The organism is Acidovorax sp. SUPP2539, assembly GCF_030158975.1.
GTDB lineage: Bacteria > Pseudomonadota > Gammaproteobacteria > Burkholderiales > Burkholderiaceae_C > Paracidovorax.
This window is the reverse complement of record NZ_BQXJ01000001.1, coordinates 123,494-143,405: the sequence shown is the minus strand read 5'-3', so window position 1 is coordinate 143,405 and position 19,912 is coordinate 123,494. Positions and strand designations below refer to the sequence as shown.

Here is a 19,912-nt window from a genome sequence, read left to right as displayed (position 1 = left end):
TGCCGGCGCGAATCGGCGATGGCTAAGACGACTCAGTGATATTTCACTGATATATCATTTGAGTTTAGTCGAATTTACCCATCCCCGATGCCCGCCCTGCCCCAGCCCTCCCCTCCCGCCGCACCCGGCGGCGGTGCCCAGTTGCGCGAGCAGGCCTACGCCGACATCAAGCGCCGCATCATTGCCTGCGAGCTGGCGCCCGGCGCGCAGATCAACGAAGGCGCGCTGGGCACGCTGCTCGGCCTGGGCCGCACGCCCATTCACCAGGCGCTGCACCGGCTGGAGATGGAAGGGCTCGTGACCATCCTGCCGCGCAAGGGCATCGTGGTGGCGCCGCTGTCGCTGGACGAGGTGCTGGACATGATCGAGGTGCGCGCCTGCAACGAGACTCTGTGCGTGCGCCTGGCGGCCGAGCGGGTCCGGCCCGCTGAACTGGCCGCCATGCGCCACCTGCTGGGCGAGGCCCCGGCGCTCCTGGCCGCGCACGACGTGCCTGCACTGATGGCGCTGGACCTTCGCTTTCACAGCGCGATCTCGGCCGCCGCCCGCAACACCGTGCTGGCCGACCTGCTGCGCCGGCTGCACGAACAGCAGGCGCGCTTTTGGTTTCTGACGCTCTCGGAGGCTGGGCACAGCGTGCGCATCCACGACGAGCACCAGGACATCCTGGCCGCGCTCGAGCGCCACGACCCCGATGCCGCCGCCGCCGCGATGCAGCGCCACATCGAAGATTTCCGCCGCGCGATCACCCGCGCACTTTGATCCTTCCGCCCTTTCGTTGCCCCACCATGCCCCAGCACACCTTCGATCTCGCCGGCCACGGGCCGGTCACCCTGGACATCCGCCACCTCGTCATCGCCGGCTGGGCCGGCCGCGACCGCGCGGCGGTGGACCACCACATCGCCGAACTGGCCGCGATCGGCGTCAAGCCGCCCTCCACGGTGCCCACCTTCTACCGCGTGGCCAGCCAGCTGCTCGACACGGGCAGCACGGTGCAGGTTCCGGGCCATGACTCCAGCGGCGAGGTGGAATGCGTGCTGCTGGCCAGCGAGGCGCACGGCGTGCTCGTGGGCATCGGCTCGGACCACACGGACCGCACCGTCGAGGCCTACGACGTCACGGTGTCCAAGCAGATGTGCGCCAAGCCCGTGGGCCGCACCCTGTGGAAGCTGTCGGAGGTGCAGGGCCACTGGGACCAGTTGGTCACCCGCTGCTGGCGCACCCGCGACGGCGTGCGCGCGCTGTACCAGGAAGGCGCCCTGGCCCACCTCCTGCCCCCCGCCGAGCTGATGCAAAAATGGAATGCGGCAGACGGCCTGTCCGCCCACACGGCCATGTTCTGCGGCACCCATGCGGTGATCGGCGAACTCGGCTGGGGCGAGGCCTTCGAGCTGGAATTGCACGACCCCGTTCTGAACCGCAGCCTGCACCACCACTACGCCACCCAAGCCCTGGAGATCGCCCGATGAATGCCCTCGCCACCACCCGCCACCCCACCGTCCGCGAACAGGCCGAGGCCCTGGCCCGGGGCGACACCACCAGCGTGGCGCTGGTCGAGGCGGCGCTCGCGCGCATCGCCACGCACCGCGCGGCGGACGGGCACGCCTATGTGGGCGAGGTCGATGCCGAAGCCGCGCTGCACGCAGCCCGCGCCAGCGACGCCGCCCGTGCGGGCGGGCACGTGCCCTCGCCGCTGGCGGGCCTGCCCGTCTCGATCAAGGACCTGTTCGACGTGCAGGGCCAGGTGACCCGAGCCGGATCGGCCGTGATGGCCGGGGCACCCGCCCAGGCCGACGCCGTCGCGGTGGCCCGCCTGCGCGCCGCAGGCGCAGTGCTGCTCGGTCGCACCAACCTGAGCGAGTTCGCCTTCTCGGGCCTGGGGCTCAATCCCCACTACGGCACGCCAGCCAACCCGCACGATCCGAGCCGCATCACCGGGGGCTCCACCTCCGGCGGCGCCGCCACCGTGGCGCTCGATCTGGCCACCGTGGCGCTGGGCACCGACACGGGCGGCTCGATCCGCATTCCGTCCGCGTTCTGCGGGCTCACGGGCTTCAAGCCCACCGCCCGCCGGGTGCCGCTGGCCGGGGCCTATCCGCTGTCGCGCAGCCTGGACTCGGCCGGCCCGCTGGCCCGCAGCGTGGACTGCTGCGCCCTCGTCGATGCCATCCTGAGCGGCGAGGCGCTGGACACCCGCGCCGCACCGCTGGCCGGGCTGCGCCTGGGCGTGACGGACGACTTCGTCATGGACGGCGTCGAGCCCGAGGTGGCGGCCGCCTTCGACGGCGCGCTCCAGCGCCTGTCCGCCGCCGGCGCACGCATCGTGCGCTTCGGCTTCACCGAACTGCACCAGCTGCCCTCGCTCAACGCCGCGGGCGGGCTGATCGCCGCCGAGGCCTGGCAGGTGCACCGCGCGCGACTGGAAGACCCGGCCCAAGAGGCGCAGTACGACCACCGCGTCGCCCAGCGCACCCGCCGCGGCGCCGCGATTTCCGCGGCCGACTACATCGATCTGCAGGACGCGCGGCTGCGCCTGCAAGCCACCGCCCGCGAGCGCCTGCGCGACCTCGATGCCTGGCTGATGCCCACCGTGGCCGTGCGCGCGCCGCGCCTGGCGGACCTCACCGGCGACGATGCCCGGTTCTTCGCAACCAACGGGCTGGTGCTGCGCAACACGACGGTGCTCAATTTCCTGGATGGCTGCGCGCTCTCCCTTCCCTGCCAGGCGCCCGGCGAACTGCCCGTGGGCCTGTCCGTGGGCGGCGTGCACGGCGCCGATGCGCGCGTGCTGCAGGTGGGCCGCGCCATCGAAGCCTGCCTGCGCGCGGGCTGAAACGCTTGCGGCCAGGGCCCTGCGCGCGATGAACACCCGCTTCGTCGAAGCCTTTCTCTGGATCGCGCGGCTCGGGAGCTTCCGCGCCGCGGCCGAGCGGCTGCACGTGACGCAGGCGGCCATCTCCAACCGCATCGCCTCGCTGGAGGAAGAGATCGGCGCCCGCGTGTTCGAGCGCGACCCGCGCGACCTGCGGCTCACGCCCGTGGGCCTGCGGCTGCTGGACTATGGCGAGCGCATGCTGGAGCTGCAGCGCGAGATGATCGCGCTCGGGCACCCGCAGCAGGAGCTTCTGGGCCTGGTGCGCATCGGCGCGATCGAGAGCGTGGTGCACACCTGGCTGGTGGATTTCCTGGGCACGCTGCAGCGCCTGCACCCGGGCATCGAAGTGCAGCTGACCTCGGAAACCACCCTCGCCCTGCACGAGCGCCTGCAGATCGGCGCGATCGACATCGCGCTGCAGACCGACCCCATGGCCAGCGCCGAGATCGTCAACATGGCCTGCCCGCCGATGGCCATGGGCTGGGTGGGCGCCGGCGCCTCCGCGCCCCAGCCCGACGAAGGCCGCATCGCCCACCTGCTGCTGCAGCCGGTGCTGACCATGAGCCCGGGATCGCAGCCCCACCAGGCGCTCAAGCAGCTGTACCGGCAGGCCAGCATGCCCGTGGGCAAGGTGCATTGCGTGAGTTCGATGGCGGCGATCGTGCGGCTGGTGCAGTCGGGGTTCGGCAACGCGCTGATCCCGCTGCCACCCGTGCGCGAGGAGATCGAGCGCGGCGACCTGCGCGTGATCGCGTGCGACACGCCCCTGCCGCCCCAGCGCATCGTGGTGAGCCATCTGGACGCCAGCGGCTCGGCCGCCATCCGCCGCGCGGCCGAGCTGGCGTGCAGCGAATCCGAGCGCTTCGCTGCCTCGCTGTCCGCACCATTCCGGACGCCGGGCACAGAGGGTGAACCCTGATTTGGTGCAGAAAAAGCATCCGACCCGACAAGTAATTCTGATGGCCGCAGGGCAAAAAAACCCGTTTGTGGCACGCCGATGCGCGGCCGATGATTCCCTGGTCTTTTTGCAAGGAATCGCAAGTGCCCATGGCTTCCCAGAACCTTCCCTCCGCCGCCCCCGGCACCGTGCACGGCATGCTTTTCGTGGCTGCCGATGTCGATGCCGCCGACGAGGCCGACTTCAACCAGTGGTATGACCGCGAGCATGTCGAAGAGCGCGTGCGCATCGACGGTTTTCTCTCCGGCGCCCGCTACGTTTCACGGCAGGGTGGCCGCAAGTACCTGGGCCTGTACCGCACGCAGTCGCTCGCGGCCTTCACGTCCGATGCGTACCGCGCCGCGTTCGGCCGGCAGACGCCCTGGTCGGTCACCAACCTGGGCCGCATGCGGGACCCGATGCGCCGCGTGTGCGCGGTGGAGGCCGCAACCGGGTTCGGCTCCGGCAGCCACCTGAGCGTGCTGGCCCTGCCGCCGGCCGATGACCGCGCCGCACTGGTGGCGCGCGCCGTGCAGGCCGGCACCCAGCTCGCGCAGGTGCCCGGCTTCGTGCAGTCGTACCTGCTGGTGCCGGACCCGGTGCTGAGCACGCCCCTGCCCACGGAGCGCACCGAAGGCCGCGTGCTGCAGCCGCTCATGGTGGTGGAAACCGGCCATGCCGACGCGCACCGCGAGGCCCTGGCGCGCGCTGGTGCGCTGCTGCAGGCCGATGCCGTGGCGGCGGCCCAGTACACGCTGGGCTGGAAGCTCACGCGGGCCGACCTGGGCTGATCCCATCTGCCATTCCCGGCCCCTGCGCCCCCGATTTTTCCTTCATCGCCTTTCACCGGAGATCCTCCCATGCGTGCAGTTCCCCAGGGCGTCGCCCACGCTCCCCCCGCCGCCCCCAAGATGGGCCGACTTGCCATGGCCAGCTCGGTCGGCACCACGCTCGAGTGGTACGACTTCACGGTCTACAACATCATGGCGGCGCTGGTCTTCAACGCCATCTTCTTTCCGTCCTTCGACCCGCTCACCGGCACCATCCTCGCGTTCTCCACCTATGCCGTGGGCTACATCTCCCGGCCGCTGGGCGGCATGGTGTTCGGCCATCTGGGCGACCGGCTGGGCCGGCGCTTCGTGCTGGTGGCCACGCTGGTGATCATGGGCGTCTCGACCGGGCTGATGGGGCTGCTGCCCACGTACGGCACCTGGGGCATCTGGGCGCCCATCGCCCTGGTGGCGCTGCGCTTCGTGCAGGGCGTGGCGCTCGGCGGCGAATGGGCCGGCGCGGTGCTGCTGTCGATGGAGCACGGCAAGCCCACCGAGCGCGGGCGCAACGCCTCGTTCACGCAGGTCGGCCCGTCGTGCGGCACGCTGATTGGCACCGGCTTCATCGCCCTGGTCTCGGCCTGGCTGAGCCCCGAAGACTTCCAGGCCTGGGGCTGGCGCATTCCCTTCGTCTCCAGCGTGGCGCTGGTGCTGTTCGGCCTGTGGCTGCGCCGCGGCGTCGACGAGACGCCGGTGTTCCGCGAAATGGAGGCCCACCAGGCCACGGCCAAGACGCCCATCAAGGAGGTGTTCTCGCAGCACTGGCGGCGCCTGCTGGTGGCCGGCGGCTCGCGCATCGGCTCGGACGTGCTGTATGCGCTGGTCGTGGTTTTCACCCTGACCTACGTGACCACGGTGCTGCACCTGTCGCGCCCGCTGGCGCTCACCGCCACCATGATCGGCGCGGCGTGCAACGCCCTCGCCGTGCCGTGGTTCGGCGCGCTGTCGGACCGCATCGGCCGGCGCCCGGTGTACATCGCCGGCGCGCTGCTGGGCATCGCCTGGGCCTTCGTGTTCTTCGTGCTGATGGACCGGGCGCAGCCGCTCGCCATTTGCGCGGCGGTGGTCGGCGGCCTGCTGATCCACGCCATGATGTACGGCCCGCAGGCCGCCTTCGTGACCGAGCAGTTTCCCAACCGGGTGCGCTATGCCGGCGCCTCGCTGGCCTACACGCTGGCAGGCATCCTGGGTGGCGGCTTCGCGCCGCTCATCATCGCCTCGCTGTTCAAGTCGTACGGCTCGACGGTGGCGGTGTCGCTCTACGTGACGGCCGCGCTGGGCCTCACGCTGGTGGCCCTGCTGGTCGCCCGCGAGACCGCGCACGAGCCGCTGCAGGCCTGAGCCGCCCGGCCACGCCCGACACAGCCGGCCGCCTGGCCGGCTTTTTCATGTGCGCTCGTTCAACGGAATGCGCTGCGCCCGCGCGATGGACATCAGCACGCCCAGAGCCAGCCCCAGCGTGACCATGGCGGTGCCGCCGTAGCTCACGAAGGGCAGCGGCACGCCCACCACGGGCAGGATGCCGCTCACCATGCCCATGTTCACGAAGGCGTAGGTGAAGAAGATCATCGACACCGCGCCGGCCATCAGGCGCGAGAACAGCGTGGTGGCCCCGACCGCGATGGCCAGGCCCCGCCACACCAGCATCAGGAAGCACACGATCAGGAACAGGTTGCCGGCCAGCCCGAACTCCTCGGAGAACGCGGCGAAGATGAAGTCGGTCGTGCGCTCGGGAATGAACTCCAGGTGGGTCTGCGTGCCGGCCATGAAGCCCTTGCCCCAAAAGCCCCCCGAGCCGATGGCGATCATGCCCTGGATGATGTGAAAGCCCTTGCCCAGCGGATCGCGCGTGGGGTCCAGCAGGGTGCAGATGCGCTGCTGCTGGTAGTCGTGCAGCACGGGCCAACGCACCCCGTCGGCGCACAGCTGGGGCTCGAACCACACGATGAGGGCGATGCCGATGCCCCCGATCAGCACGGGCGGCAGCACCAGCTTCCAGGGCAGGCCGGCGAAGAAGATCACCGACAGCCCGGCCGCCAGCACCAGCAGCGAGGTGCCCAGGTCGGGCTGCTTCATGATGAGCCCCACCGGCACCGCCAGCAGCGCGCCGGCCACCACGAAGTCCAGCGGCCGCAGCTGGCCCTCGCGCCGCTGGAACCACCAGGCCAGCATGAGCGGCATGGCGATCTTGAGCAGCTCGCTGGGCTGGATGACCAGCCCCAGGTTGATCCAGCGCTGCGCACCCTTCTTGGTGATGCCGAACAGCGCCACCGCCACCAGCAGCGCCACCCCCACCGTGTACAGCGGCACGGCCATCGCCATCAGCCGCTGGGGCGGCACCTGCGCCACCACGAACAGGATGCCGGCGGCCAGCAGCATGTTGCGGCCATGGTCGTAAAAGCGCGTGCCGTGGTCGTAGCCCGAGGAATACATGGCCACCAGCCCGGTCGATGCCAGCATCAACAGCACCAGGATGAGCAGCCAGTCGAAGCCACGGAACAGGGGCAGGACGCGCTGCAGCAGGGAGGGTTTGTCGAAGACGGCGGACATGGGGCGCGATTATCCGGCCGGCCGAAGGCGCCGCCGTCCCGGCACAATCGAAGGCCCCCGGCACTGCCGCACCATTGCCTGCATCGCTCCACGCCGCCGCGCCTCCCACCATGCCCACCACCCACCTGCTTTACCTGCACGGCTTTCGCTCCTCGCCCCAGTCGGCCAAGGCCCGGCAGATGGCGGCGCACGTGGCCGCCCACCATCCGGGCGTGCATTTCTGGTGCCCGCAGTTGCCGCCCTCGCCCCGGGCGGCCATGGGCCTCGTGGCGCAGGGCATCGCGGACTGGCCGCAGGGGACGATGGCGGTGGTGGGCTCCTCGCTCGGCGGGTTCTACGCGAGCTGGGTGGCGCAGCAGACCCGCTGCCCGAGCGTGCTGCTGAACCCCGCCGTGGACCCGGCGCGCGACCTGGAACGCTACATCGGCGAGCAGACCGCATGGCACGACCCGGCCGAACGCTTTTTCTTCCGCCCCGAATACATCGCCGAGCTGCGCGCGCTGGACATGCGGGGCCGGCCCCCGGCCGGCCCGGAGCTGGCCATCATCGCCAAGGGCGACGAGCTGCTGGACTGGCGCGAAATGGCGGGCCGCTATGCCGCCGCGCAGGTGGTCCTGCTGGAGGGCGGCGACCATGCCTTGAGCGACTTTCCCGCGCACATCGGCACGGTGGCGCGGTTCTGCGGCCTGGCCTGAGGGGCGGTCAGGGCATCAAGGCAGCGGGGCGGAGGCCGCGGCGGCCGGGTGGCTGGCCGCCCAGCGCGCGTACTCCTGCGGATAGGCGATGCGGTAGCGCACCGTGTGGAAATCCACCTCGTCCGTGCGCCCAAGCAATGCCGCACTGGCCAGCACCGCCTCGATGACGCGGGGCTCGGGCGAGTAGTGCAGCAGCCGCGTGGCCCGGGTGTGGACGTCGGCCGCGTTCTGCGCGGTCACGGGTGTCGTCGTCACGGTGGCGAAATCGGCCGTGCCGCGGAAGAAGGCGATATCGCCCAGCACCTTGCGGGCGGTGTCTTCGCGGTAGGCCGGGTCGCGGTCGGGCACGGCGCGGTAGAGCTGGCTGACCCGTTCGTAGTCGCGCACCAGCAGCCCCCCGAAGGCCAACGCAGCACCCCCGGCCAGCGCGGCGGCGGCGATCCAGGCCGGCCCGGGCCGCCAGGGCCGCGCCGGGCGCACGAGCAGCAGCAACGCGAACCCCGTGGCCAGCTGGAACGGGCCGTACCACAGCGGAAACTCCAGCAGGCTGTGCACGCCCACGATGGCCAGCACGCCCCAGGCCAGCTGTCGCACCGGATCGGTCTCGCGCCAGGGCGCCAGGCGCCACACGCCCCAAAGCGCCAGCAGGCACAGCCCGCCCGCCACGGGCAGGCCCAGCTCGACGGCCAGGTGCAGCGGCAGGTTGTGGGCGTTGTCCAGCAGCACGCAAAACCGCTCGCCCGGGAACAGCGTGCTGTAGTGGGCATAGGCCATCTCGCCCCAGCCCCAGCCGGTCCAGGGCTTTTGCGCGATCAGGTGGAGCATGTTGGACCACAGCACGGTGCGGCTGACGCAGCCTTGGCCCTCGTCCGCCAGCCGCTGGAACAGCCCGTCCATCGACACGCCCGCCCAGCGCTCCAGCATCCAGGGCAGCGCCCAGGCCGCCAGCGCGTACAGCAGCCCTCCCGTGGCGGCGAAGGCCAGGGGCAGGCCGCCCAGGGAGTGGCGCCAGAGCACCAGCAGCCCGAGCATCACGCCCCATTCGAGGATGCCGGTGCGCGAGGCGGTGGCCGCATCCGCCGTGCTGATGAGCATCAGCGCCCAGGCGGCCAGCACGCCCGCGGCCACGGGCCGCCATGGCTGGCGGGTGCCGGGCAGCGCCGCCTGCAGGCGGCCCACCATCCAGGCCAGGGCCCAGGCGCCCATGCCCAGCAGCGAGGCCTGCTGGTTGCGCTGGCGCAGATTGCCCAGCGCCAGCCCCGGCGTGGAGGGGTAGATCCACGGCGCCGCGCCCACGTCGCCCCAGAAGAACTGCACCAGCCCCACCCCGGAGGCCAGCACCGCTGCCAGCACCAACCCGCCCGCGAGCACCCAGGCGGCCCCGCGGCGCAGCCCGCCCCGGGCCGGCGACACCCGGGTCGCGCCGATCGCCAGGCCCGCCAGCACGAGGGCGCACGCGCCCGACACCATCAGCGACCAGAAATTGGACAGCGGCGCCTGGGTGTACGCGAACAGGAACGGCAGCGCCACGGCCACGGTGGCCAGCGCGGCGGCGAAAGCGTTGAACAAAGGCATGGGGCGGTTGGCCGAGGCAAAGGGCCGATCATAGGCAGGGCCGCCCGTTCGGCCCCTCGGGCGCCCATGGGACAATCCCGCCCATGCATGCATTGTTTGAAGAAGCCGGCAAATTTCTCGCCGGACGCATCCTTTCCGAGGCCGAAAGCTCCGCCCAGATCGAGCTCGACTCGGGCAAACGGGTGAAGGTCAAGGCCGCCCACCTGCTGATCCGGTTCGAAAAACCCGCCCCAGCCGAGATGCTCGCCCAGGCGCAGGCCGTGGCCGCGTCGATCGAACTCGACCTGGCCTGGGAGTTCGCCCCCGAGGACGAATTCGGCTTCGCCGATCTGGCGCGGGACTATTTCTCCGAGAACGCCACCCTGGTCCAGCAGGCCGGCGCGCTGTTCGCGCTGTACGAGGCGCCGCACTACTTCCGCCGCGCGGGCAAGGGCCGCTTCAAAAAGGCACCGGCCGAGATCCTGCAGCAGGCGCTGGCCGCCATCGAGAAAAAGAAACTCGTGCTGCAGCAGATCGCCGACTGGGCCGAGCAGCTCGGCCGGGGTGAATGCCCGCAGCCCATCCGGGAGCAGCTCTACAAGATCCTGTTCCGGCCCGACAAGAACGCGCCCGAGTACAAGGCCGTGGTGGAGGCCAGCCGCGCCACCCACCTGCCGCCGCTCGATCTGCTGCAGCGGGCCGGCGCCATCGACTCGGCCTACCAGTTCCACTGGAAGCGCTTCCTGTTCGACAACTTTCCCAAGGGCACCGGCTTTGCGGCCATCACCGCGCCGCAGCCGCCCGAGGACCTGCCGCTGGCGCCCGTGCAGGCCTATTCCATCGACGACTCCCAGACGACCGAGATCGATGACGCGCTGTCGGTGCAGGGCCTGGGTACGGGCACCGTGGTGCTGGGCATCCACATCGCGGCGCCGGGCCTGGCCATCGTGCCGGGCACGCCGCTCGACCAGCTGGGGCGCAACCGCCTGTCCACGGTGTACATGCCCGGCTACAAGATCACCATGCTGCCCGACGAGGTGGTGAAGATCTACACCCTGGACGAAGGCCGCGCCAACCCGGCCGTGTCGCTCTACGTGACCATCGACGAGGCCACGCTCGAAGTCACCGGCACCGAAACCAAGCTGGAACGCGTGCCCGTGGCGGCCAACCTGCGCCACGACCAGCTGGACCACATCGTCACCGAAGCCTGGCTGACCGACCCCACGGTGCAGGCCCCGGAAGCCCCCCAGCGCTTGCTGGAGCTGCGCGGGCAGCTATCGTTTCTGTACCGCCTGGCCCAAAGCCTCAAGGCCCAGCGCGAGGTGGTGCGCGGCAAGCCCGAGACCTTCAACCGGCCGGACTACAACTTCCGCCTCACCGGCAACGACGGCGCCGAGCCGCAGGGCCGCGAGACCGTCTCGATCACCACGCGCCGGCGCGGCGCCCCGCTGGACCTGATCGTGGCCGAGGCCGCCATCGTGGCCAACAGCACCTGGGGCGGCCTGCTGGCCGACCACGGCGTGCCCGGCATCTACCGCAGCCAGGCCAGCCTGGCGCCCGGCGTGAAGGTGCGCATGGGCACCAAGGCGCTGCCGCACGCGGGCATCGGCGTCAAGAGCTACGCCTGGGCGACCTCGCCGCTGCGCCGCTACGTGGATCTGGTGAACCAGTGGCAGATCATCGCGTGCGTGCGCCACGGCAAGACCGCCGCGCTGGCCGCGCCGTTCAAGCCCAAGGACGCGGACCTGTTCTCCGTCATCAGCAGCTTCGATGCGGCCTACAGCGCCTACAACGGCTACCAGGCCGGCATGGAGCGCTTCTGGACGCTGCAGTACCTGCAGCAGAACGGCATCGCGGAGATCGAGGCCACCGTGTTCAAGGAAGGCCCAGGGGGCAGCTTCCTCGTGCGGGCCGATACGCTGCCGCTGGTGCTGCCCGTGCTGGGCGCGCAGAACCTGCCGCGCGGCGCGCGGGTGCGCGTCAAGCTCGGTGAGATCGACGAGATCACGCTCGACGTGAACGGCACCGTGCTGGAGCGCCTGGACAGCCCCGCCGACAGCGCCGAGGCCACGCCGCAGGGCGACGAGGCGGGCGAGGACGACGAAGAAGCCGTGGCCGGCCCCATCGCCATCGCGGTGGACGTGAACGAAACCGAGGCCGGCGCCAGCGCCAGCACGGATAATCGGGCGCCGTGAAACTGCCCGCCTTCTTCCAACGATTCAGCACGCTGCAGCTGGCGCTCGGCGTGTCCATCGCCGTGCATGCGGTGCTGCTGTCGGTGCGGTTCATCGACCCCGAGAGCTTCAACCGCGTCTTCCAGGACACGCCCCTGGAGGTGATCCTGGTCAACGCCAAGTCCAGCGAGCGGCCGGACAAGGCCCAGGCGATCGCGCAGTCGTCGCTGGCCGGCGGCGGCGAGGCCGCCAAGGGCCGCGCGACCAGCCCCCTGCCCTACTCGGCCCTGACGGCGGTGGGCGACGATTTCGAGGAGGCACAGCGCAAGCTCGACGCCATGCAGGAGCAGCAGAGCCAGCTGCTGGCCCAGTTGCGCAAGCAGCTGGCCACCCTGCCGGTGCCCGACCCGCGCCAGCCCAGCCAGAGCGCCGACGCCCTGGCGCAGGAGGAAAAGCGCCGCCAGCTCATCAAGCTGCTGGCCGAGATCGAAAAGCGCATCAACGAAGAGAACGCCCGCCCCAAGAAGCGCTACATCAGCCCCGCCACGCGCGAGGAGGTCTACGCGATCTACTACGACGGGCTGCGCCGCAAGATCGAGGACAAGGGCACCGACAACTTTCCCGAACAGGGCGGCAAGAAGCTCTACGGCGAGCTGACGATGATCGTGACCGTCAACCACGACGGCACGGTGCTGGAGACCGAGATCGTGCAGGGCTCGGGCAACCGCCTGCTCGACAACCGCGCCCAGGCCATCGCCCGCTCGGCCGGTCCGTTCGGCGTGTTCGGCCCCGCCATGCGGGCCAAGGCCGACCAGATCGCCGTGGTCTCGCGCTTCAAGTTCACGCGCGACCAGACGCTGGAAACCAGCGTGCGCTGACGCCGCGCCCCCTTCGCCGTACGTCCTGCACCGTACTTTCCTTGCCGCTTTTCTTCCGCACGACACCCCGATGACTTCGCCCGTGGATTCCTACTGCGTGATGGGCAACCCGGTCGAGCACAGCCGCTCGCCCTGGATCCATGCGCGCTTCGCCGAACTCACCGGCGAGCGCCTGTCGTATGCCCGCCGGCTGGTACCGCTGGACGGCTTCCCGCAGGCCCTGGCCGACTTCGCCGCGGCGGGTGGGCGCGGCTGCAACGTGACCGTGCCCTTCAAGCTCGACGCCGCGCGGCTGGCCGCCCAGGGCAGCGAGCGGGTGCGGCTGGCCGGCGCGGCCAACACCCTCACCTTCGGCGACGACGGCCGCATCGCCGCCGACAACACCGACGGCCTGGGCCTGGTGGCCGACATCGTGCGCAACGCCGGCGTGCCCCTGGCGGGCAGCGACGTGCTGCTGGTGGGCGCGGGCGGCGCGGCGGCCGGGGCGCTGGGGCCGCTGCTGCACGAACGGCCACGCCGCATCGTGGTGGTCAACCGCACCGCGGCCCGCGCCCAGGCGCTGGTGCAGGCGCATGCCGATCTCGCTTTGCTACAAAAAACAGAGCTAAACGCCCTAGAAGATCATGCGCTGGAGGCCGATTTCGATGTGATCGTCAACGCCACCGCCAGCAGCCTGGGCGGCGGCGGCATTCCGGTGCCAGCCCACGTGCTGCGGGCCGGCAGCCTGGCCTACGACATGATGTATGGCCCCGCCGCGCAGGGGTTCCTGGACTGGGCCTCCCGCCACGGCGCGGTGCCGCGCGACGGGCTGGGCATGCTGGTGGAGCAGGCGGCCGAGGCATTCGCGCTGTGGCGCGGCGTGCGCCCGCCCGCAGCCCAGGTGCTGGCCGAGCTGCGCGCCGCCATGGCCGCCGGCCACTGACCCGCCCTGGGGAGAGACCACGGCATGAAAGGCTTGCTGCGTTGGATCGGGCTGGTGCTGCTGGCCTTCGTGGCGCTGCAGGTGTTCTTCGTCGGCCGCATCGCGGCCATGGTGGCGATCGACCCCGAATCCACCGCCTTCCAGCGCTCGGAGGCCTGGGGCCAGGTCGCCCACGGCACGCTGCAATGGCGCCAGCAGTGGGTGCCCTACGGCCAGATCGCCGACACCCTCAAGCGCGCGGTGATCGCCTCGGAGGACGACGGCTTCGTCAACCACGACGGCGTGGACTGGAACGCGATCGAAAAGGCCTGGGAGCGCAACGCCCGCGCCGAGGCCCAGGCCGCCAAGCGCCAGGAGGCGCAGCCCGACCGGCCGGTGCGCAACCCCAAGATCCGCGGCGGCTCCACCATCACCCAGCAACTGGCCAAGAACCTGCTGCTGTCGGGCGAACGAACGCTGCTGCGCAAGGGGCAGGAGTTCGTGCTCACGCTGGCGCTGGAGCAGTTGCTGAGCAAGCAGCGCATCCTGGAGATCTACCTCAACAGCGTGGAATGGGGCGATGGCGTGTTCGGGGCCGAGGCCGCCGCGCAGCACTACTTTCGCAAGAGCGCCTCGAAGCTCAGCGCGGCCGAGGCCGCCCGGCTGGCGGTGATGCTGCCGCAGCCCAAGCGCTTCGAGAAGGCGCCGGGCTCGGCCTACCTCTCCGGCCGCACGCGCGTGATCCTGGGACGCATGGGCTCGGCGGAACTGCCCTGAGACGGCCTTGGGATGGCCTCGAGGGCGAGCGCGGCGCGGCGGCGCGCCGTCCCCTCCTGCCCCAATGCGCCGGGTCAGACGTGCGGGCCGTTCAGCGCCTCGCCCAGCTGGCCGGGCATGATGGCCGCCTCTTCCCCGATGCGGTCCGCCGTGGCCTGCACCAGGGGCAGGAAACGCTTGAGCATGCGCTCGTCCATCTGGCTGGCGAACGTGGAATACACCAGCGTGCCGCGCAGCACCCCGCCGCCGAACACCGGCACCGCGAAGGCCGTGCTCTCGGCATTGCTGCGCGCGTGGCGGATGGCGTAGCCCTGCCGCCGCGTCTGCTGCACGATCTTGCGCATCGCCCACAGGTCGGTGATCTTCTGACTTTCGTCGCCATTCAGGTTGGCCGACTCCACCAGGATGCGGCGCTCGGCCCGGCTGCAGAACGACAGGTAGGTGCGGCCCAGCGCGGACGGGATCAGCTCGTAGCGGCGCCCCAGGCTGGAGGGCCGGATCGCGTACGGGCTGTAGGGCATGGTGCAGAACACCACGCGGATCTGGTGCCCTTCGATCACCCCCAGGGACAGCGGCCACTTGATCTGGCGCGTGGTGGCGATCATCAGCGGCGCGGCCACTTCGGCCAGGCGCAGCTTTTCGTTGATGCCGCTGCTCAGGTTGCCCACGGCGAGCGTGAGCTGGTATTGCCCATAGGCGTGCGGATCGCTGCGCACGTATTTCTCGGACTCCAGTGTGCTCAGCAGGCGGTGCAGGGTCGATTTGGCCAGGCCGGTGCGCTGATGCAACTCCTGCAGGCTCCAGGTGGAGCGCTCATTCATCACGCGAAGGATGAGCAGCGCTCGCTGCACGGAACGGACTTCGGTACTCATGTTTCTCTCTCGGTCTCGGGTTGGGCAGTATGGCGCACGCCATACACCCCGCGCAATATGTAGTACCAGGGAGTCAGGCGGCGATGGATTCCAGCGCGCCCGCCATGGCCTGCCGTGCCGCGGCGCGCAAAAGCGCCTGGTCGGAGCCCACGACGAAGAACGCTATGCCCAGCGCCCGCAGGCCAGCCACCTGCGCGGCATCGGACACGAAGCACCCCACGGCGCATTGCGCGGCACGCCCGGCGGCGCACACCCGGGCGATGGCCTCGGCCACGCGCGGGTCGCCCGGGCCGTCGGCCCCCAGGGACACGGCCAGGTCGGCCGGCCCGATGAACAGGCAGTCGACGCCCGGCACGGCCGCGATCTCCCGCGCCTGCGCCACGGCCTCGCCGCTTTCGATCTGCACGATCACCGCGGTGTGCGCATCGCTCAGCCGCAGGTGGTCGGCCATGCTCCGCTGGCCGTAGCCGCCGGCGCGCGGCGAGGCCGAATAGCCCCGGGTACCGCCATAGCGTGCCGCGCGCACGACGTCGAGCGCGATGGCGGCGGAGTCCACGTGCGGCACCATCACCCCGGCCGCGCCCATGTCGAGCGCCTGCTGGATGGCCGCGCCGCGCGGATAGGGCACGCGCACCAGCACCGGCAGGGCGCACGCGCGTGCCGCGAGCAGGCTGCGGTCCAGGCTCTCCGGCCCGAAGGGCGCATGCTCGGCGTCGAGCACCAGGGTGTCCAGGCCCGTCGCGGCGAGCACCTCCACCGTCTGGTGCGAGGTGGTCTTCACGAACGTGGCGAACAGGAAATCGCCCGCCACCAGCCGCTCGCGCAGGGACGGGGCCTCATCGACGGCGCCGGGGCGGGCCGCCGTCATGCCAGGTATTCCGGGCGCGCGGGGGTGAAGACGTCGAGATTGAGCACCGGCTCGTCGCCCACCACGATGCCGTGGTGCATGGCGTTGGGGGGCACCACCAGCAGGCTTCCCGGGCCCAGGCGCACCACCTGGCCTTCCACGTAGAAGTCGATCTGGCCCGCCAGGATGTACACCACCTGCTCATGGGGATGGGAATGCGGGCGCGGCTCGTGCCCCGGCAGCAGCCGGTGCAGCGCGAGCGTGACGTGCTCGCTGCCGAACGCCTTGCGCTCGATGCCGTGGCGCACGGGCTTCCATTCCATTGCATTCCAATCGACGCTGTTCAGCGCCATGGGCAGGGGGTGTGGGGCGTTCATTCGGAGGAAATTCCCAGCGACTTGATGGTGGAAGACCACAGCCGGTAGTCAGCCTGCAGGATCTCGCGCAATTGAACCGGGTCCACGGGCGCCCGCACCATGCCCAGGCCCTTGAGCCGCTCGGCGACCTCGGGCAGGCCGGTCACCCGGTTGATCTCGTGGTTGATGAGGGCGCGGCGCGCCACGTCCAGCCCCTTGGGCGCGAACACGCCGTACCAGTTGGTGACCTCGAAGCCCTTGAGCGTCTCGGCCGCACTGGGCACGTCGGGCAGCAGGTCGGAGCGGGTCTTTTCGGTGACGGCGATCAGGCGCACCTTGCCGGCCTGCGCATGCGGCAGCAGCAGCGAGGCGCCGCCCGCGAACATCTGGCATTCGCCCTGCAGCAACGCGGCGACGGCCGGGCCGCCGCCCTTGTAGGGCACGTGCACGATGTCCAGTTGCGCCGTCTTGGCCAGCAGCGCGAGCGTGAGGTGGTTGTGGGTGCCGATGCCGCCCGAGGCGTAGTTGAGCTTGCCCGGGTTGGCGCGGATGTAGGCCAGCAGTTCGGGGAAGGTGCGCACCGGCACGCTGGGGGAGACGGCGATGACGTTGATCGCGTAGGCCAGCATGGCCACGGTGTCGAAGTCGTTCATCGGATCGAACGCCAACTGCTTGTACAGGCTGCCGTTCATGGCATGCGTGGACATGGCGCCGATCTCGAGGGTGTAGCCGTCGGCCGGGGACCGGGCCACCAGCGCGGCGCCCAGGTTGCCGCCCGCGCCGGCCATGTTTTCCACCACCATCGGCTGGCCGCTGGCGGGGAACAGGTGCTTGGACAGCAGCCGTCCGAGGATGTCGGTCGAGCCGCCCGGCGCGAACGGCACGATCAGGCGCACGGGGTGGGTGGGAAAGTCGGCGCCGGCCTGCGCCCTCGCCAGCATGGGCAAGGCGCCAGAGGCACCCAGAACCAGGGCCTGGCGGCGTGTGGTCGAAACGTTCATGGAGAAGCTCCCTGCTTTTTTAGCGGAATCGCCGCGGTGAAGCGGTACGGACAGTCTAGAAGTGGCCTCGCGAAAGGGAAGCGCGAACTTGGAAAATTCCACTTCGCAGAACGAATCTTCCCGATGCACGGCCGGCCCGTGGCAGGGGGCTCGCCGGCCCACGGTGCAGGCCGGCGCGGCCCCTTTGCCACGCCCCCGTATCATCGCCGCCATGCTTTCCAAGTTGATGAGCCTTTTCCTCCTCGGGCTGGTGCGATTTCTCACCGGTTCCCAGGCCCGCTGGTACGGCTGCCCGCCCAAGGCCGAGCAACGCATCTATTTCGCCAACCACCAGAGCCACGCCGACCTGGTGATGATCTGGGCCGCGCTGCCGCAGGAGCTGCGCAGCATCACCCGCCCCATCGCCGCCAAGGACTACTGGACCAAGACGCCCTTCCGGCACTGGATCACCTCGGCGGTGTTCAACGCCGTTTACGTGGACCGCCAGTCGGGCACGCCTGCCGCGGCGCCAGCGGCGGCGCCCGGCGCCGAAACGGCCGCCCTGGACCCTGCCCCGCCGGCCCCGGCGGACGGCCCAACCGCCCTGAACGCAGCCGACATTCCGCAGAGCGGATCGATGGTGGAGACCCTGGCTCCGGCGCCCCATGAAGCCGCCGCCGAATCCGCGCCGCCGACACCCGAGGCCCTGCGCGCCGCGCTCTCGCCCGACGACCCGCTGGCCCCGCTGGTGCAGGCGCTGTCCAGCGGCGATTCGATCGTGATCTTTCCCGAGGGAACGCGCGGTCACGGCGATGAGCCCCAGCCCTTCAAGTCGGGCCTGTACAAGCTGGCGCTGATGTTCCCGCAGGCGGTGCTGGTGCCGGCCTGGATCCACAACGTGCAGCGCGTCATGCCCAAGGGCGAAGTGGTGCCCGTGCCCATCCTGTGCTCGGTGACCTTCGGCGCCCCGATCCAGGTCGAGCCCGGCGAGGAGCGCCGCCCGTTCCTGGACCGCGCGCGCCGCGCCGTCATCGCGCTGCGGGAGGTCTGACATGAACGACTTCCTTCGCAACCTCACCACCACGCAGCAGATCGGCGCGCTCTTCGTCGCGATGTTCGGGCTGCTCTCGCTGGTCACCCTCTACGCCTTCTTCCAGACGCTGCGCGAGGCGCGCGGCACCGGCGTGCAGGACCAGGCCGAGCACGAGGCGCACCAGCAGGAATGGAGGCGCTTCTGGAGCCTGCTCAAGACCTCGTGGTTCATGGCCACCGTGTTCTGGGTGGGCTGGGCCCTGGGCGATACCGTGGCCACGGTGCTCTTCGCCATCGTGGCGTTCTTCGCGCTGCGCGAGTTCATCACCCTCTCGCCCACGCGCCGGGGCGACCACCGCAGCCTGGTGCTGGCCTTCTTCGTGGTGCTGCCACTGCAGTTCATCCTCGTGGGCACGCGCAAGTTCGACCTGTTCACGGTGTTCATCCCGGTGTACGTCTTTCTCGCGCTGCCGGTGGCCAGCGCGCTCGCCAACGACCCCGAGCGCTTCCTGGAGCGCAACGCCAAGCTGCAGTGGGGGATCATGGTGTGCGTGTACGGCATGAGCCATGTGCCCGCGCTGCTGCTGCTCGACTTTCCGGGCTATGAAGGCAAGGGCGCCTTCCTGGTGTTCTTCCTGGTCGTGGTGGTGCAGGCCGGCGTGATCGCCCAGCACCTGCTGGGCCGCCGGTTCCCCCACAAGCCGGTGGCGCCGCAGGTGAGCCAGAGCTTCCAGTGGCTGAGCTGGGCCAGCGGCGTGGCGGTGGGCGGCGTGGCCGGGGTCATGCTGTCGTTCATCACGCCGTTCAAGCCGGGGCAGGCGCTGGGCATGGCCCTGCTGGCGTGCCTGGCGGGCAGCCTGGGCCACCTGGTGATGAAGGCGCTCAAGCGCGACCGCGGCATCACCAGCTGGGGCATGCAGGGCCAGTCGGTCACGGGCGCGGGCGGGCTGCTGGACCGGGTGGACGCGCTGTGCTTTGCGGCGCCGGTGTTCTTCCACTCCGTGCGCTGGTACTTCGGCTTGTAGGCGAAATCGGCCCCATGCCCTAGAAATTATTGCCCTCGATGCTATGAATAAGTGAGCACATGCGAATCCTGGGAATCGACCCCGGCCTGCAGACCACCGGCTTCGGCGTGGTGGATGTGGACGGCCACGCGCTGAGCTACGTCGCGAGCGGGACGATCCGCACCACGGCGCTCGCGCTGGGCAACCTGCCGGGCCGGCTCAAGGTGCTGTTCGACGGCATCACCGAGGTGGTGGCGCGCTACCAGCCCGACGTGGCCACGGTGGAAATCGTCTTCGTGAACGTGAACCCCCAGTCCACCCTGCTGCTGGGCCAGGCGCGGGGTGCCTGCATCACCGCGCTGGTGGCCAGCGACCTGCCGGTGGCCGAGTACACCGCGCTGCAGATGAAGAAAGCCGTGGTCGGCCACGGCCGGGCCGCCAAGACCCAGGTGCAGGAGATGGTGCGGCGGCTGCTGCACCTGCCGGGCCTGCCTGGCTCCGATGCGGCCGATGCGCTGGGCATGGCCATCACCCACGCGCATGCGGGGGCGGCCATGGCGCGCCTGGGCGAGGCGGCCACGCTCAACCGGCGCCAGCACGCCATGTACAAGGGCGGCCGCAGCTACTGACCGGCGGGGTGCGCCGGCATC

The 19,912-nt window shown here is 70.5% G+C and carries 20 protein-coding genes; 14 read left to right on the top strand and 6 right to left on the bottom strand.

Translation table 11 applies throughout. From position 1 onward, the window contains the following. Window positions 1–87: 87 nt before the first annotated feature. The 6 genes from AVTE2539_RS00645 (at window position 88) to AVTE2539_RS00620 (ending at window position 5,983) form a co-directional block, all read left to right on the top strand. A complete protein-coding gene (locus AVTE2539_RS00645) occupies window positions 88–762 on the top strand; it encodes a GntR family transcriptional regulator (protein WP_284408003.1) in 675 nt (224 codons plus the stop codon). 26 nt (window positions 763–788) lie between these two features. After that, window positions 789–1,469, top strand: coding sequence for a DUF2848 domain-containing protein (locus AVTE2539_RS00640; protein WP_284408002.1), 681 nt, complete (start codon window positions 789–791; stop codon window positions 1,467–1,469). After that, complete coding sequence (locus AVTE2539_RS00635; RefSeq protein ID WP_284408001.1) at window positions 1,466–2,833, top strand: amidase; 1,368 nt, start codon at window positions 1,466–1,468, stop codon at window positions 2,831–2,833. The genes AVTE2539_RS00640 and AVTE2539_RS00635 overlap by 4 nt, the downstream gene beginning before the upstream one ends. 28 nt (window positions 2,834–2,861) lie before the next feature. Next, complete coding sequence (locus AVTE2539_RS00630) at window positions 2,862–3,794, top strand: LysR family transcriptional regulator (RefSeq protein ID WP_284405289.1); 933 nt, start codon at window positions 2,862–2,864, stop codon at window positions 3,792–3,794. 128 nt (window positions 3,795–3,922) lie between these two features. Next, complete coding sequence (locus AVTE2539_RS00625; protein WP_284408000.1) at window positions 3,923–4,603, top strand: DUF4286 family protein; 681 nt, start codon at window positions 3,923–3,925, stop codon at window positions 4,601–4,603. Window positions 4,604–4,672: 69 nt separating this feature from the next. Beyond that, a complete protein-coding gene (locus AVTE2539_RS00620; protein ID WP_284393073.1) occupies window positions 4,673–5,983 on the top strand; it encodes an MFS transporter in 1,311 nt (436 codons plus the stop codon). 45 nt (window positions 5,984–6,028) lie between these two features. Here AVTE2539_RS00620 and rodA read toward each other — a convergent pair whose 3' ends face one another. Then, window positions 6,029–7,192: a rod shape-determining protein RodA gene (gene rodA / locus AVTE2539_RS00615; RefSeq protein ID WP_272567244.1), complete on the bottom strand. Its 1,164-nt coding sequence runs from the start codon at window positions 7,190–7,192 to the stop codon at window positions 6,029–6,031. Window positions 7,193–7,302: 110 nt separating this feature from the next. Here rodA and AVTE2539_RS00610 point away from each other — a divergent pair, with 110 nt between their 5' ends. Continuing rightward, window positions 7,303–7,887 (top strand): YqiA/YcfP family alpha/beta fold hydrolase, encoded by a 585-nt coding sequence (locus AVTE2539_RS00610; protein WP_284407999.1) that lies wholly within the window; start codon window positions 7,303–7,305, stop codon window positions 7,885–7,887. Between the two features lie 15 nt (window positions 7,888–7,902). Here AVTE2539_RS00610 and AVTE2539_RS00605 read toward each other — a convergent pair whose 3' ends face one another. Then, window positions 7,903–9,462 (bottom strand): PglL family O-oligosaccharyltransferase, encoded by a 1,560-nt coding sequence (locus AVTE2539_RS00605; RefSeq protein WP_284407998.1) that lies wholly within the window; start codon window positions 9,460–9,462, stop codon window positions 7,903–7,905. 83 nt (window positions 9,463–9,545) lie between these two features. On the opposite strand from AVTE2539_RS00605, the gene AVTE2539_RS00600 reads away from it, so the two are divergent. From AVTE2539_RS00600 to mtgA, 4 genes are all read left to right on the top strand, one after another. Then, entirely contained in the window at window positions 9,546–11,636 is a 2,091-nt protein-coding gene (locus tag AVTE2539_RS00600) for a ribonuclease catalytic domain-containing protein (protein WP_284407997.1), read from the top strand. Next, window positions 11,633–12,493 carry an energy transducer TonB gene (locus tag AVTE2539_RS00595; protein WP_272567239.1) on the top strand — a complete coding sequence of 287 codons (861 nt, stop codon included), beginning with the start codon at window positions 11,633–11,635 and terminating at the stop codon, window positions 12,491–12,493. Before AVTE2539_RS00600 ends, AVTE2539_RS00595 begins: the two co-directional genes overlap by 4 nt. A gap of 70 nt (window positions 12,494–12,563) precedes the next feature. Further along, window positions 12,564–13,415 (top strand): shikimate dehydrogenase, encoded by an 852-nt coding sequence (gene aroE / locus AVTE2539_RS00590; protein ID WP_284407996.1) that lies wholly within the window; start codon window positions 12,564–12,566, stop codon window positions 13,413–13,415. 24 nt (window positions 13,416–13,439) lie between these two features. Then, window positions 13,440–14,171 carry a monofunctional biosynthetic peptidoglycan transglycosylase gene (gene mtgA / locus AVTE2539_RS00585; protein ID WP_284407995.1) on the top strand — a complete coding sequence of 244 codons (732 nt, stop codon included), beginning with the start codon at window positions 13,440–13,442 and terminating at the stop codon, window positions 14,169–14,171. Window positions 14,172–14,245: 74 nt separating this feature from the next. On the opposite strand, the gene AVTE2539_RS00580 is transcribed toward mtgA, so the two are convergent. From AVTE2539_RS00580 to AVTE2539_RS00565, 4 genes are all read right to left on the bottom strand, one after another. Next, the gene (locus AVTE2539_RS00580) at window positions 14,246–15,043 is read right to left on the bottom strand and encodes an IclR family transcriptional regulator domain-containing protein (protein ID WP_272567234.1); all 798 of its coding nucleotides are present in this window, start codon (window positions 15,041–15,043) and stop codon (window positions 14,246–14,248) included. A 73-nt stretch (window positions 15,044–15,116) separates the two neighbouring features. Next, window positions 15,117–15,911, bottom strand: a complete 795-nt coding sequence (locus AVTE2539_RS00575; protein WP_284407994.1) for an HpcH/HpaI aldolase family protein — start codon at window positions 15,909–15,911, stop codon at window positions 15,117–15,119. Next, window positions 15,908–16,267, bottom strand: coding sequence for a cupin domain-containing protein (locus AVTE2539_RS00570; RefSeq protein WP_272567232.1), 360 nt, complete (start codon window positions 16,265–16,267; stop codon window positions 15,908–15,910). The genes AVTE2539_RS00575 and AVTE2539_RS00570 overlap by 4 nt, the downstream gene beginning before the upstream one ends. Continuing rightward, a complete protein-coding gene (locus AVTE2539_RS00565) occupies window positions 16,264–17,247 on the bottom strand; it encodes a Bug family tripartite tricarboxylate transporter substrate binding protein (RefSeq protein ID WP_284407993.1) in 984 nt (327 codons plus the stop codon). The genes AVTE2539_RS00570 and AVTE2539_RS00565 overlap by 4 nt, the downstream gene beginning before the upstream one ends. Before the next feature lie 211 nt (window positions 17,248–17,458). On the opposite strand from AVTE2539_RS00565, the gene AVTE2539_RS00560 reads away from it, so the two are divergent. Genes AVTE2539_RS00560 through ruvC form a run of 3 tightly spaced genes read left to right on the top strand, consistent with a single transcriptional unit; the run spans window position 17,459 to window position 19,891 of the window. Continuing rightward, window positions 17,459–18,277 (top strand): lysophospholipid acyltransferase family protein, encoded by an 819-nt coding sequence (locus tag AVTE2539_RS00560; RefSeq protein ID WP_284407992.1) that lies wholly within the window; start codon window positions 17,459–17,461, stop codon window positions 18,275–18,277. Window position 18,278: 1 nt separating this feature from the next. Continuing rightward, on the top strand, window positions 18,279–19,283 hold the full coding sequence (locus AVTE2539_RS00555; protein ID WP_272567229.1) for a phosphatidate cytidylyltransferase: 1,005 nt from the start codon (window positions 18,279–18,281) through the stop codon (window positions 19,281–19,283). Window positions 19,284–19,342: 59 nt separating this feature from the next. Next, window positions 19,343–19,891: a crossover junction endodeoxyribonuclease RuvC gene (gene ruvC / locus AVTE2539_RS00550; RefSeq protein ID WP_272567228.1), complete on the top strand. Its 549-nt coding sequence runs from the start codon at window positions 19,343–19,345 to the stop codon at window positions 19,889–19,891. Window positions 19,892–19,912 lie beyond the last annotated feature (21 nt).

Excerpts from the sequence above, each read along its gene's own strand:
- AVTE2539_RS00645 (WP_284408003.1), top strand. The coding sequence starts at position 88 with ATGCCCGCCCTGCCCCAGCCCTCCCCTCCCGCCGCACCCGGCGGCGGT.
- AVTE2539_RS00640 (WP_284408002.1), top strand. The coding sequence starts at position 789 with ATGCCCCAGCACACCTTCGATCTCGCCGGCCACGGGCCGGTCACCCTG.
- AVTE2539_RS00635 (WP_284408001.1), top strand. The coding sequence starts at position 1,466 with ATGAATGCCCTCGCCACCACCCGCCACCCCACCGTCCGCGAACAGGCC.
- AVTE2539_RS00630 (WP_284405289.1), top strand. The coding sequence starts at position 2,862 with ATGAACACCCGCTTCGTCGAAGCCTTTCTCTGGATCGCGCGGCTCGGG.
- AVTE2539_RS00625 (WP_284408000.1), top strand. The coding sequence starts at position 3,923 with ATGGCTTCCCAGAACCTTCCCTCCGCCGCCCCCGGCACCGTGCACGGC.
- AVTE2539_RS00620 (WP_284393073.1), top strand. The coding sequence starts at position 4,673 with ATGCGTGCAGTTCCCCAGGGCGTCGCCCACGCTCCCCCCGCCGCCCCC.
- rodA (WP_272567244.1), bottom strand. The coding sequence starts at position 7,192 with ATGTCCGCCGTCTTCGACAAACCCTCCCTGCTGCAGCGCGTCCTGCCC.
- AVTE2539_RS00610 (WP_284407999.1), top strand. The coding sequence starts at position 7,303 with ATGCCCACCACCCACCTGCTTTACCTGCACGGCTTTCGCTCCTCGCCC.
- AVTE2539_RS00605 (WP_284407998.1), bottom strand. The coding sequence starts at position 9,462 with ATGCCTTTGTTCAACGCTTTCGCCGCCGCGCTGGCCACCGTGGCCGTG.
- AVTE2539_RS00600 (WP_284407997.1), top strand. The coding sequence starts at position 9,546 with ATGCATGCATTGTTTGAAGAAGCCGGCAAATTTCTCGCCGGACGCATC.
- aroE (WP_284407996.1), top strand. The coding sequence starts at position 12,564 with ATGACTTCGCCCGTGGATTCCTACTGCGTGATGGGCAACCCGGTCGAG.
- mtgA (WP_284407995.1), top strand. The coding sequence starts at position 13,440 with ATGAAAGGCTTGCTGCGTTGGATCGGGCTGGTGCTGCTGGCCTTCGTG.
- AVTE2539_RS00580 (WP_272567234.1), bottom strand. The coding sequence starts at position 15,043 with ATGAGTACCGAAGTCCGTTCCGTGCAGCGAGCGCTGCTCATCCTTCGC.
- AVTE2539_RS00575 (WP_284407994.1), bottom strand. The coding sequence starts at position 15,911 with ATGACGGCGGCCCGCCCCGGCGCCGTCGATGAGGCCCCGTCCCTGCGC.
- AVTE2539_RS00570 (WP_272567232.1), bottom strand. The coding sequence starts at position 16,267 with ATGAACGCCCCACACCCCCTGCCCATGGCGCTGAACAGCGTCGATTGG.
- AVTE2539_RS00565 (WP_284407993.1), bottom strand. The coding sequence starts at position 17,247 with ATGAACGTTTCGACCACACGCCGCCAGGCCCTGGTTCTGGGTGCCTCT.
- AVTE2539_RS00560 (WP_284407992.1), top strand. The coding sequence starts at position 17,459 with ATGCTTTCCAAGTTGATGAGCCTTTTCCTCCTCGGGCTGGTGCGATTT.
- AVTE2539_RS00555 (WP_272567229.1), top strand. The coding sequence starts at position 18,279 with ATGAACGACTTCCTTCGCAACCTCACCACCACGCAGCAGATCGGCGCG.
- ruvC (WP_272567228.1), top strand. The coding sequence starts at position 19,343 with ATGCGAATCCTGGGAATCGACCCCGGCCTGCAGACCACCGGCTTCGGC.